We start from the raw sequence: 12,232 nt of genomic DNA, 5'->3' as shown, positions 1-12,232 counted from the left end.
CTGTCAGAACACAACGAAGGAGCGTCCATGTCCACCCGCCGTCTCGTCCTCTCCCGCGGCGCCGCCCTCGTCGGCGCGGCTTCCACGGGCCTGCTGCTGCCGGAGATCGTGCGCGCGCAGTCCAACAAGATCCGCGTCGGCTTCATGCTGCCCTACACGGGCGCCTACGCCGCGCTCGGCGTGGCCATCGAGAACGGCGTGCGCATGGCCATCAACGAGAAAGGCGGCAAGCTCGGTGGCCGCGAGATCGAGTGGTTCAAGGTGGACGACGAATCCGAACCCTCCAAGGGCGTGGAGAACGCGAACCGCCTGGTGCAGCGGGACAAGGTCGACGTGCTGATCGGCACCGTGCACTCCGGCGTCCAGATGGGGATCCACAAGGTCGCGCGCGAGTCGGGCGTCCTGAACATCATCCCGAACGCAGGGGTCCACGAGGCCACCCGCGCGCTCTGCGCGCCCAACGTCTTCCGCACCTCGTTCACCAATTCGCAGCCGACGCTCGCCCTGGGCAAGCCGATGTTCGATCGGGGCATCAGGCGCGCCGTCTGGATCACGCACAAGTACGCGGCCGGCGACCAGGCGTTCGAGGGATTTCGAGACAGCTTCACGAAGGCGGGGGGGACGATCATCAAGGAGCTCGGGCTGCCCTTCCCCCAGGTTGAATTCCAGGCCTTGCTCACCGAGATCGCTTCGCTGCGGCCCGACGCCGTGGTCTGCTTCTTCGCCGGGGCGCCCGCGGTGAAGTTCATGAAGGACTACGCGGCGGCCGGGCTGAAGGACAAGATTCCGTTGTGGGGTTCCGGCTTCCTCACTGAAGGTGTGCTCGATGCGGCGGGTCCCGCCGCAGAGGGCGTCATGACGACCATGCACTACAGCGATTCGCTGGACACACCGCGCAACCGCGAGTTCCGGCTGAACTACGCCAAGACGTTCAAGCTGCAGCCAGACGTCTACGCGGTCCAGGGTTACGACAGCGGCCAGCTGCTGGTGCAGGGCCTCCTGGCGGCCAAGGGCGACGTCCGCAACAAGCAGGCGCTGTACAAGACGCTCGAAACGGCCGTGATCGACAGCCCCCGCGGCAAGTGGACGATGAGCAAGGCCCACAACCCCATCCAGGACATGTACCTGCGCCGCGTCGAGAAGGGCGAGAACAAGGTGATCGGCATCGCCGCCAAGGCGCTGTCGGATTCGGGAGCGGGATGCAAGCTCGCCTGAGCGCGCAGCGCTCGCGCTGCGCAGGGGCCAGGTTCTCGGGGGCTAGAGGCTAGGGAAACAGCCCTGGCCCCATCCGTGCGCGCGAAGCGCGCTGCATCTCCCTAGTCCCCGGCGCCTAGCCTCTAGCCCCCCATGGACTTCCCCAATTTCCTGATCCAGCTGCTGAACAGCGTGCAGTACGGGCTGCTGCTGTTCATGCTGGCCGCGGGCCTGACGCTGATCTTCGGGATCATGGGCGTGGTGAATCTCGCCCATGGCAGCTTCTACATGCTCGGGGCTTACCTCGCCTGGTCGCTCGCGGCCAAGACCGGCAGCCTCGTGCTCGCGATCGTGCTCGGGACCGTGCTGTCCGTGCTGTTCGGCCTCGTGCTGGAGCGCGTGCTGTTCCGGCAGTTCTACCGGCGCGGCCACCTGGACCAGGTGCTCCTCACCTTCGGGCTGATCTACATCTTCGAGGAGTTGCGCTCCATCGCCTGGGGCGACGACGTGCACGGCGTGCCCGTCCCGCAGGTGCTCTCGGCATCGATCCCGCTCACCGACAACCTGTCGTACCCGGTGTACCGGCTGTTCATGTCGGGGCTGTGCGTGCTGCTGGCGCTGGGCCTCTACCTGCTGATCTCGAAGACCCGGCTGGGCATGAAGATCCGCGCGGGCGCCTTCAACCACGAGATGACCGAAGCGCTCGGCGTGAACGTGAAACTGATCCACGCCGTGGTGTTCGCGCTGGGCGTGGGTCTCGCAAGCATCGCCGGCATGATCGCCGCGCCCGTCTCGAGCGTGTACCCGAACATGGGTTCGCAGGTGCTGATCATGTGCTTCGTGGTCGTGGTGATCGGCGGCATCGGTTCGGTGCGCGGCGCGCTCATCGCCGCCCTGCTCGTCGGCCTGGTCGACACCTTCGGCAAGGTCCTGCTGCCGCAGGTCGCCGGCATGCTGGTCTACATGCTCATGGCCGCCGTGCTGCTCTGGAAACCCGAAGGGCTGTTCCGGCAATGAGCGCGATCGGCGTCCACCTGGAGGTGCTGCCGCGCGGGCTGAAGTTCGCGCTGCTGGCGGGACTGGCCGCGCTGCTGGCCTTCCCCTTCGTCGGCACCGAGTTCTACACGCAGATGGTCGCGCGGATGATGATCCTCGCGATCTTCGCCATGAGCCTGGACCTGCTGCAAGGCGTGACCGGGCTCGTGTCGCTGGGGCATGCGGCCTACTTCGGCCTTGCCGGTTACGTGCTCGCCTTCGTGGCGCCGCAGGACGTGCCGGTGAGCCTGTGGTGGTCGCTGCCCGCCGGCGTGGCCGCCTCCGCGCTGGCGGCGCTGGTGATCGGCTTCTTCGTGGTCCGCACGCACGGCATCTACTTCATCATGGTCACCATGGCGTTCGCGCAGATGGTGTTCTACCTGTTCTTCGACAACAAGGTCCTGGGCGGCTCGGACGGCATCTACATCAACTTCAAGCCCGCGGCCGGACTGTTCGACCTCGAGGACAAGCGCGTCTTCTACTACTTCATCCTCGCGGTGCTGCTGCTGGTCTACGCGTTCCTGCGTCGGCTGCTGTTCAGCCCGTTCGGGCGCGCGCTGGCCGGCATCCGGGTCAATGAGCACCGCATGCGTGCCATGGGTTTCGGCACCTTCGGCTACAAGCTGGCCGCGTTCACCCTCGCCGGCGCGCTGGCCGGGCTCGCCGGGTACCTGTGGGGCGCGCAGACCGGCTTCGTGAACCCGGAGCTCATGGGCTTCCAGGCCAGTGCGCACGCCATCATGATGGTGATCCTCGGCGGCACCGGCAACTTCGCCGGGGCGATCGTCGGCGCCTTTGCCTTCGAGTACCTGCTGCACGTCTTCAAGGACGTCCCCACCATAGCCGGCTTCGACGGCGGCAAGCACTGGCAGTTGTGGATGGGACTGTTCATCGTGCTGCTCGTGACGTTCGCGCCACGCGGCCTGCTCGGGCTGGTGGAACGCGCGCTGCGCCGGAGGAAAGCGACCGGTGAGTGAGGTACGCCTTTCCGCGCGCGGCCTCACGAAGCGCTTCGGCGGGCTGGCGGCGGTCAACGACGTCACGCTGGACCTCTGGCGCGGTCGCATCCACGCGGTGATCGGTCCCAACGGCGCGGGCAAGTCGACGCTGACCAACCTGCTCTCGGGCGATCTCGCCCCGACGGCAGGCAGCGTGAGCCTCGCCGGCCGCGACATCACCGGATGGAGCCCGGAGCGCATCTCGCGCGAGGGCCTGGGCCGCAGCTACCAGAAGACCAATATCTTCCCGCCCTTCACCGTGTGGGAGAACATCCGGCTCGCCGCGCAATCCCGCACGCCGCACGCGGCGCGCTGGCTGCAATCGGCCTCCCGCGTGGCACAGGCGAACGAGCGCGCCGAGCGCGCGCTGGAACTCGCCGGCCTGCAGGCGCGGCGAAGCAGCGTCGCCGGCGCGTCCAGCCACGGCGAGCAGCGCCAGCTGGAGATCGCGATGACGCTGGCGACCGATCCCCAGGTGCTGCTGCTGGACGAACCGCTCGCAGGCATGGGCACGGCCGAAGCGCAGCGCATGGTCGACCTGCTGCTGTCGCTGAAGAAGGACCACGCAATGATGCTGGTGGAGCACGACATGGACGCTGTCTTCACGCTGGCGGACCACCTCACGGTGATGGTGAACGGCCAGGTCATCGCGAGCGGCGCACCGGCGGACGTACGCGCGAACCCCGACGTGCAGTCGGCCTATCTCGGCGCCGAGGACCATGCCTGAACGCCTGGTCGACGCACGCGGCGTGCAGACGTATTACGGCGCCAGCCACGTGCTGCGCGGCGTGGACTTCCACGTCGACCGCGGCGAGACCATCGGGCTCATGGGCCGCAACGGCATGGGCAAGAGCACGCTGCTGAAAAGCCTGATGGGCATCGTGCGGCCGCGCGCGGGCACGGTGCAGGTGAAAGGGCGTGACATGCTGGGCCGGCCGGCGTACGAGGTCGCGCAGCAAGGCATCGCCTACGTGCCGGAAGGCCGCGGCATCTTCGGCAACCTGAGCGTCAAGGAAAACCTGCTCATGGCCGCGCGGGCCGGCAGCAGCGGCCAGCGCGAGTGGACCTACGAACGCGTACTGGAGACCTTCCCGCGCCTGCAGGAGCGCCTGCGGCACGGCGGCCAGCAGCTGTCGGGCGGCGAGCAGCAGATGCTCACCATCGGCCGTGCGCTCATGACGAATCCCGACGTCCTCATCCTCGACGAGGCCACGGAGGGGCTCGCGCCGCTGGTGGCCCGCGAGATCTGGCGCATCTGCGGCCTGATCCGAGAGAGCGGCATCTCCAGCGTGATCGTCGACAAGGCGTGGCGCGCCATGACGCAGGTGACGGACCGCAACGTCATCCTCGTCAAGGGCGAGGTCGTGTACGAAGGCAGCTCGGCCGAGCTGCGAGCCCGGCCGGAACTGCTGGCTCAGTACCTCGGCGTCTGACACGCGCCCGGCGGTCGCTGCGACCACGCGCGCAGCACTCGCAACGCGCCATTTGATCCTGCGCAAGGTCTGCTGGTCCGCAGGGGACCACGCTTGCTGGCTCATCCATATGCGTGGCCGGCATGGGCAAACTCATCGTCAGGCGAAGTCCATCGCAACGTCAGCAAGTACCGGACGGTCGCTTGCCCGCCTCTGCCCTGCGCGCCTGTAGGTTCAAGCCTACATCGCTTGATCTGCGCATCCTTCAACGCTCGCCGGGCGCAGCCAACAGAATGGCCCGATCAGAAGACGAAGGCCTATGAAGCCCCAAATGCCCCAAGAGGAGAAAGGCACTCCGGCTGCAGCTCGGCCGGAGGTGCGGACAGAGCGCCGACCCAGCCACCACCATCGCCAGTTCGAGGTGATGGGTGCGCATCCTACCGAACGCGGCACCTGGTTCACGGTGTGGGCGCCGAACGCGCGCGCCGTGGGCGTCATCGGCTCGTTCAACCAATGGCACTGCGAGCCGCTCTACCGTCTCGACGACGGCAGCGGCCGCTGGGCCGGCTTCGTCGAGGGCGCGCGCGCCGGCCAGTGCTACAAGTACCGCATCCAGGACGTCGCCGGGCACTGGATGGACAAGGCCGATCCCTATGCGTTCCGCATGGAGCATCCCCCGGGGACGGCTTCGCAGATCTGGGACCTCTCGCACGAATGGGGCGACGCCGACTGGATGCGCACGCGCTGGCAGCGCCAGGCGCACAAGCAGCCGATCTCCATCTATGAAGTGCACCTGGGCTCGTGGCAACGCGAGGAGGACGGGCGCTTCCTCAATTACCGCGACCTCGCGCTGCGCCTGGCGACGCACTGCCACAACATGGGCTTCACGCACGTGGAGCTGATGCCGATCGCCGAGCACCCGTTCTACGGGTCCTGGGGCTACCAGATCACCGGCTACTACGCGCCGACCTCGCGCTACGGCACGCCGCAGGACCTGATGGTCTTCGTCGACACGCTGCACCAGCAAGGCATCGGCGTGTTCCTCGACTGGGTGCCTTCGCACTTTCCAGCCGACCCGCACGCGCTGGCGCGCTTCGACGGCACCGCGCTGTACGAGCACGACGATCCGAGGCGCGGCTTCCACCCGGAGTGGAACAGCCTGATCTTCAACTACGGCCGCTACGAAGTCCGCGACTTCCTGATCAGCAACGCGATCTTCTGGCTGGAGAAGTACCACTTCGACGGCCTGCGCGTCGACGCGGTCGCGTCGCTGCTGTACCTCGACTACGCACGCCGGCACGGCGAGTGGATTCCGAACGCGCATGGCGGCAACGAGAACCACGAGGCGGTGGGCTTCCTGCGCGACCTGAACACCTCCGTCTACGCCGCCTTCCCCGACGTGCACATGATCGCGGAGGAGTCGACCGCGTGGCCCGCGGTGTCGCGCCCGGTGGAATGGGGCGGCCTCGGCTTCGGCATGAAGTGGAACATGGGCTGGATGAACGACACGCTGCGCTACTTCTCGCGCCCGCACTTCTTCCGGCACTGGCACGGCGACGACGTCCGCTTCTCGATGGTCTATGCCTTCGACGAGAACTTCATCCTGCCGCTTTCGCACGACGAGGTGGTGTACGGCAAGGGCAGCCTGCTCGCGCGCCAGCCCGGCGACGACTGGCAGCGGTTCGCCGGCCTGCGCAACCTCTACGGCTACATGTGGACGCACCCGGGCAAGAAGCTGCTCTTCATGGGCGGCGAGTTCGGGCAGGCCGAGGAATGGCACCACGAGCGCACGCTCGACTGGCACCTCTGGGCACGCCCGTACCACGCCGGCCTCGCCCGCTGGGTCGCGGACCTCAACGCGCTGTATCGCCGGGTGCCGGCGCTGCACGTCCACGACTTCGACAGCGAGGGCTACGCGGCGCTGCCGTGCGAGCGCCACGAGGCCACGATCCTGGCGTCGCTGCGTCGCGGAGCGCCCGGCGACGCCTACGTGGTCGCGATCGTCAACCTGACGCCCGAACCCCGCAAGGCGCTGCGCGTCGCGCTGCCCGAGGCGGGGACCTGGCATGAACTCCTCAACAGCGACGCTGCCTATTACGGCGGAAGCGGCGTCGGCAACCTCGGCGCCGTCGAGGCCAGCACCCACGGCGTGGGTGGCTGGCCAGCCAGCGCCCTGGTGACCGTGCCGCCCCTGGGCACCGTCATCCTTTCGAACCGCCCCATTCCAACGAACGCACCGACCCAGGGAGACCCGCATGCCCGCCAATAAGAACGTACTGGCCTTTGTCATGGCCGGAGGAGAAGGCTCGCGCCTGCATCCGCTGACCGCCAACCGCTGCAAGCCCGCGGTTCCCTTCAACGGCAAGCACCGGATCGTGGACTTCGTCCTGTCGAACCTGGTGAACTCGGAGATCTATTCGATCTACCTGCTGGTGCAGTACAAATCGCAATCGCTGATCGAACACGTGCGACAGTCCTGGACCATGGCCCGCTTCATTCCCCAGCACTTCATCACGGTGGTGCCGCCGCAGATGCGCCACGGCCCGGCGTGGTTCCAGGGGACCGCGGACGCGGTGTACCAGAACATCCACCTCATCGAGAGCATGCAGCCGGACATCGTGGCCGTGTTCGGCGCGGACCACATCTACCGCATGGACGTGCGCCAGATGATCGACGCCCACATCCGGGGCAACGCGCAGGCGACCGTCGCCACCCTGCCGGTGGCACTGGGCGAGTGCGACCAGTTCGGCATGGTGGAAGTCGACGACGACCACCGCATCATCGAGTTCCGCGAGAAGCCGCGCTCGGTGCGTCCCATGCCCGGCAGCCGCACGCATGCGCTGGCATCCATGGGCAATTACATCTTCAACGCAGACGTGCTGCTCAAGCAGTTGAAGCGCATGCACGAAAGCGGCGAGACCGACTTCGGCAAGCACATCCTGCCTTCGATGGTGAAGAGCCACAAGCTGCTGGCCTATGATTTCGCCACCAATGTGATCCAGGGTACCGCGCCCTACGAGGAGCACGCATACTGGCGCGACGTCGGCACCATCGACGCGTACTACCAGGCCCACTTCGACACGCTCGGGGCGCAGCCGCGCTTTCGCATGACCAACAAGCACTGGCCCATCTACGCCAGCCCGGACCAGGCGGAGTCCGCCCAGATCGAGAACGGCGTGATCAACCGCTCGGTCGTCGGCTCCGGCAGCATCGTGGACGGCGCGATCCTGGACCATGCGATGTTGCGGCGTTCCGTGACGGTGGAGCGCGGCGCGCGCCTGGAGCACTGCATCGTGATGGAGCGTTCGCGCATCGGCCGGGGCGCCCAGGTGCGCCGCTGCATCATCGACCAGGACAACGACATCCCGCCGGACGTGCGCATCGGCTGGGACCTCGAGCAGGACAGCAAGCGCTTCCACGTCACGCCTTCGGGAATCGTGGTCGTTCCGGCCGGTGCCTTCCCGGCCCGCAACAGCGCCGCGGCCACCGACCGCTACGGTGTCGACGTCGACACCCACAGGGCCGAGACGGCGCCACCCATGGAGGCGCTTGCATGACGGCGGGAGCCGTCTCGCAGTCCCGCGCTTTCCGCGTCAGTCCGCATCCGGCGCCCGCCGGGACCGAGCCGGCCTGCCCTCCCGGCAGCCCGTGGCCCCTGGGCGCCACCCTCTGCCCCGACGGCGTGAACTTCGCCGTCTACGCCAGCAACGCGGAACGCGTGGAAGTCTGCCTCTACGCTGCGACCGGCGAGCAGGAGCAGCGCCGCATCGCCCTGCCCGCGCGCACGGACGACGTGTGGCACGGCTTCGTGCCCGGCCTGCGGGCGGGGCAGCGCTACGGCCTGCGTGTGCATGGCCCTTACGACCCGCAGCACGGGTGGCGCTGCAACCCGCACAAGCTGCTGCTGGATCCCTACGCGCGCGCGCTCGACCGCCCCCTGCGCGGAGCGGCCTGGCAGTACGCCTACCCGCTCGGGCAGGAGCGGCGCGACCTGCAGATGGACACGCAGGACAACGGCGAGCTCGCGGCCAAGTGCATCGTCGTCGATCCGCAGTTCGACTGGGGCGACGACACGCATCCGGGCACGCCGATGGAAGAGACGGTGTTCTACGAGGTGCACGTGCGCGGCTTCACCGAACAGATGGCGGACGTGCCCGAGGCGCTGCGCGGGACCTTCGCCGGCCTGGCCAGCGAACCCGCGATCGCCCACCTCAAGAAGCTGGGGGTCACCGCGGTCGAACTGCTGCCGGTGCAGGCCTTCAACGACGAGCGCCGCCTGATCGACCTCGGCCTGGCCAACTACTGGGGCTACAACACGATCGCGTTCTTCGCGCCGGACCCGCGCTACATGTCCGGCGGTGACATCAACGAGTTCCGGCAGATGGTGAAGACGCTGCACGCGAATGGCCTGGAGGTGATCCTCGACGTGGTCTACAACCACAGCTGCGAAGGCAACCACCTGGGCCCGACGCTGTGCTTCAAGGGCATCGACAACCGCAGCTACTACCGGCTGACCGACGACCATCGGCACTACCTGGACTTCACCGGGACGGGCAACACACTCAACGCGAGCCATCCGGCCATGCTGCGGCTGGTGATGGACAGCCTGCGCTACTGGGTGGAGGAGATGCACGTCGACGGCTTCCGCTTCGACCTGGCGCCCGCGATCGCACGCAATGCGCACGGCGCCTTCGACCACCGCGGTCCCTTTCTTTCCGCGGTGGCGCAGGACCCGGTGCTCAAGCGGGTCAAGCTGGTCGCGGAGCCCTGGGACCTCGGCGACCACGGCTACCAGGTCGGCGGCTTTCCGCAGGGCTGGAGCGAGTGGAACGGCCAGTACCGCGACCGCGTGCGCGACTACTGGCGCGGCGTGGAGGGCAGCCTCGGCGATTTCGCCGCGGCCCTGTGCGGCTCCGCGGACATCTACGGCCACTCGCGCCGGGGCCCGCGCGCGAGCGTGAACCTGGTGACGGTGCACGACGGCTTCACGCTGCAGGACCTGGTCAGCTACAACGACAAGCACAACGAAGCCAACGCCGAGGACAACCGCGACGGCGAGAGCCACAACCGCAGCTGGAACTGCGGTGTCGAGGGCCCCACCGACGACCCGAAGATCCTGGCCTTCCGCGAACGCCAGAAGCGCAACCTGCTCACCACGCTGCTCTCGTCGCGTGGCGTGCCGCTGCTGCTGGGCGGCGACGAGATGAGCCGCACGCAGGGCGGCAACAACAACGCCTACTGCCAGGACAACCCGGTCAGCTGGTTCGACTGGTCCGACGCGCGCCGCAACGACCCGCTGATCGCCTTCACCAGCGCCTTGATCCGCCTGCGCCGCGAATTGCCGGTGCTGCGCCACAATGCGTGGCTCACCGGCATGCCCGACGAGGACAGCCGGCGCGACATCGTGTGGTACAGCGTGTGGGGCCTGGAGATGACCTCCGAGGAATGGACCAACCCCGCCGTGCGCTGCGTCGCCGCCGTGCTCGACGCGCGCTTTGCGCCGGCCGACGACGGCCCGGGGGTGAACCGTTCCGTGCTGCTCGTGTTCAATGCCACGCGCGAGGACGCCACCTTCACCTTGCCGGTGGTCGCCGGGCATCCCGGCGAATGGGCGCTGCGCATCTACACGCCCGAAGGATTTTTCGAGGAAGGCGAGGCGCGCACCTACGCGGCGCCGGCGAAGCTGCAACTACTGTCGCATTCCATGGCGTTGTTGACGCAAGCACCCGAGGAGTAAGACAAGTGCGCTCGCAGCACGACATGCCATTCGGCGCCCGCCTGGACGAGGGCGGCGGCGCCACCTTCCGGCTCTGGGCCCCCGCGGCGCAGCGCGCCGAGGTCGCCATCGAGACCGGCGGCCCCAGCCCCGAACTGCACCCGGCCGAAGCCGGCGAGAACGGCTGGTGGGAGTGCACCGTTGCGCACGCGACGGCGGGAACGCTCTATCGCTGGCGCATCGACGGCCGGCAGCTCGTGCCCGACCCGGCCTCGCGGCAGAACCCCGAAGGCCCGCACGGTCCCAGTCGCATCGTCGACCCCAAGGCGTTCGAGTGGGAGGGCGGCTGGACGGGCCGACCCTGGCACGAAACGGTCCTGTACGAACTGCATGTGGGGACGTTCACGCGCGAGGGCACCTTCGCTGCCGCCGCTGCGCGCTTGCCGCAGCTTGCAGAGCTCGGCATCACGGCCGTGGAGCTGATGCCGGTCGCCGACTTCGCGGGACGCTTCGGTTGGGGCTACGACGGCGTGCTGCCCTACGCGCCGCACCCTGCCTACGGCACGCCGGAAGACCTCAAGCGCTTCGTGCAGCAGGCGCACAGCCTGGGCCTGATGGTGTTCCTGGACGTGGTCTACAACCACTTCGGCCCGCAGGGCAACTACCTGCACTCCTACGCCCCCGCCTTCTTCTCGCCCAGCAAGGGCAGCCCGTGGGGGCCCGCGATCAACTTCGACGCGCCCGGCAGGGAGGTGGTGCGCGAGTTCTTCATCCACAACGCGCTCTTCTGGGTGCAGGAGTACCGCTTCGACGGGCTGCGCCTGGACGCCGTGCACGCGATCCGCGACGACAGCGACCGGCACGTGCTGCAGGACCTGTCCGAACGCGTTCGCGCCGCAACGCACGGCCGGCACGTGCACCTGGTGCTGGAGAACGAGGACAACGACTACCGTTATCTGGCGCCCACGCCGGTGCCGGGCTGCTACGACGCGCAGTGGAACGACGACTTCCACCACGTCCTGCACGTCGCGCTCACGGGCGAGACGCGGCGCTACTACCACGACTACGGCGAGCGCACCATGGACCTGCTGGAGCGCTGCTTCACGCACGGGATGGTCTTCGAGGGCGCAAAGCGCCGGGAAGGCGGCGCGCGCGAGGTGGTGCAGGCCGCGCCGGCGCAGCCGCTCACCGCGCTCGTGAACTTCGCGCACAACCACGACCAGGTCGGCAATCGCGCGCGCGGCGAACGCCTGAGTGAGCTCGTTGCGCCCGAAGCGCGGCAACTGCCCACCCTGCTGGCGCTCCTCACACCGGCGATCCCCATGCTGTTCTTCGGCGAGGAGTGGGGCGCGACCGAACCCTTCCTCTACTTCGCCGACTGGGAGGGCGAGCTGCGCGAAGCGGTGCGCGCCGGGCGCAAGCGCGAGTTCGGCCACGTGGATGCGCACGACCTGCCCGACCCTTGCAGCGAGCGCACCCTGGCCGCGAGCCGTCCCGACCCCGCACGCGCGCAGGCACCCGCCGGGCAGGCCTGGCTGAACGAGGCGCGCGCTGCACTCGCAGCGCGGCGCCGGTGGATCACGCCGCGCGCGGCTCTCCTGCTCACGGGCAAGCATTCCGCACAACGCATCGGCGAGCGCGGGCTGGCGGTGCAGTGGCGGTACGAGGACGGCATGATGTTGTGCCTCGAGTTGAACCTGGGCGAGTCCCCGTTGCAGGTCGAGCCGCAGCACCTGGGCCCGGTGGAGGCGCAGGTCGTGTTCAGCCACCGCCGGCCCGAGCACACACCGCGCGGCACCTGGCCGGCCTACAGTGCGCGGTGGACCCTGGGCGAGGAGATCACCTTATGAGCGCCGCACTCCGGCGGACCCGCATCG

The 12,232-nt window shown here is 68.3% G+C and carries 9 protein-coding genes; all 9 read left to right on the top strand.

Annotation, left to right across the window (positions count from 1 at the left end; all coding sequences use genetic code 11):
- The first annotated feature begins 27 nt into the window (after positions 1-27).
- The 9 genes from JJB11_RS11105 (at position 28) to treZ (ending at position 12,205) form a co-directional block, all read left to right on the top strand.
- Positions 28-1,215 (top strand): ABC transporter substrate-binding protein, encoded by a 1,188-nt coding sequence (locus tag JJB11_RS11105; RefSeq protein WP_201170472.1) that lies wholly within the window; start codon positions 28-30, stop codon positions 1,213-1,215.
- A 132-nt stretch (positions 1,216-1,347) separates the two neighbouring features.
- Positions 1,348-2,211: a branched-chain amino acid ABC transporter permease gene (locus JJB11_RS11100; RefSeq protein WP_201170471.1), complete on the top strand. Its 864-nt coding sequence runs from the start codon at positions 1,348-1,350 to the stop codon at positions 2,209-2,211.
- Entirely contained in the window at positions 2,208-3,206 is a 999-nt protein-coding gene (locus tag JJB11_RS11095) for a branched-chain amino acid ABC transporter permease (protein ID WP_201170469.1), read from the top strand. Before JJB11_RS11100 ends, JJB11_RS11095 begins: the two co-directional genes overlap by 4 nt.
- The gene (locus tag JJB11_RS11090) at positions 3,199-3,954 is read left to right on the top strand and encodes an ATP-binding cassette domain-containing protein (protein WP_201170467.1); all 756 of its coding nucleotides are present in this window, start codon (positions 3,199-3,201) and stop codon (positions 3,952-3,954) included. Before JJB11_RS11095 ends, JJB11_RS11090 begins: the two co-directional genes overlap by 8 nt.
- Positions 3,947-4,660, top strand: coding sequence for an ABC transporter ATP-binding protein (locus JJB11_RS11085; protein ID WP_201170463.1), 714 nt, complete (start codon positions 3,947-3,949; stop codon positions 4,658-4,660). Before JJB11_RS11090 ends, JJB11_RS11085 begins: the two co-directional genes overlap by 8 nt.
- Before the next feature lie 310 nt (positions 4,661-4,970).
- Positions 4,971-6,908, top strand: coding sequence for a 1,4-alpha-glucan branching protein GlgB (glgB, locus tag JJB11_RS11080; protein WP_201170460.1), 1,938 nt, complete (start codon positions 4,971-4,973; stop codon positions 6,906-6,908).
- A complete protein-coding gene (gene glgC, locus JJB11_RS11075) occupies positions 6,895-8,196 on the top strand; it encodes a glucose-1-phosphate adenylyltransferase (protein ID WP_201170457.1) in 1,302 nt (433 codons plus the stop codon). The genes glgB and glgC overlap by 14 nt, the downstream gene beginning before the upstream one ends.
- Positions 8,193-10,376: a glycogen debranching protein GlgX gene (gene glgX, locus JJB11_RS11070; RefSeq protein WP_201170456.1), complete on the top strand. Its 2,184-nt coding sequence runs from the start codon at positions 8,193-8,195 to the stop codon at positions 10,374-10,376. Before glgC ends, glgX begins: the two co-directional genes overlap by 4 nt.
- 5 nt (positions 10,377-10,381) lie before the next feature.
- The gene (treZ, locus tag JJB11_RS11065) at positions 10,382-12,205 is read left to right on the top strand and encodes a malto-oligosyltrehalose trehalohydrolase (protein WP_201170452.1); all 1,824 of its coding nucleotides are present in this window, start codon (positions 10,382-10,384) and stop codon (positions 12,203-12,205) included.
- Positions 12,206-12,232: the final 27 nt, after the last annotated feature.

The organism is Ramlibacter ginsenosidimutans (assembly GCF_016654015.1).
Classification (GTDB): Bacteria; Pseudomonadota; Gammaproteobacteria; order Burkholderiales; family Burkholderiaceae_C; genus Ramlibacter; species Ramlibacter ginsenosidimutans.
This window is presented reverse-complemented; position numbering and strand designations above follow the sequence as displayed.

Bases quoted from the DNA above. Each gene is read 5' to 3' on its own strand.
- JJB11_RS11105 (WP_201170472.1), top strand. From the start codon at position 28: ATGTCCACCCGCCGTCTCGTCCTCTCCCGCGGCGCCGCCCTCGTCGGC.
- JJB11_RS11100 (WP_201170471.1), top strand. From the start codon at position 1,348: ATGGACTTCCCCAATTTCCTGATCCAGCTGCTGAACAGCGTGCAGTAC.
- JJB11_RS11095 (WP_201170469.1), top strand. From the start codon at position 2,208: ATGAGCGCGATCGGCGTCCACCTGGAGGTGCTGCCGCGCGGGCTGAAG.
- JJB11_RS11085 (WP_201170463.1), top strand. From the start codon at position 3,947: ATGCCTGAACGCCTGGTCGACGCACGCGGCGTGCAGACGTATTACGGC.
- glgB (WP_201170460.1), top strand. From the start codon at position 4,971: ATGCCCCAAGAGGAGAAAGGCACTCCGGCTGCAGCTCGGCCGGAGGTG.
- glgC (WP_201170457.1), top strand. From the start codon at position 6,895: ATGCCCGCCAATAAGAACGTACTGGCCTTTGTCATGGCCGGAGGAGAA.
- glgX (WP_201170456.1), top strand. From the start codon at position 8,193: ATGACGGCGGGAGCCGTCTCGCAGTCCCGCGCTTTCCGCGTCAGTCCG.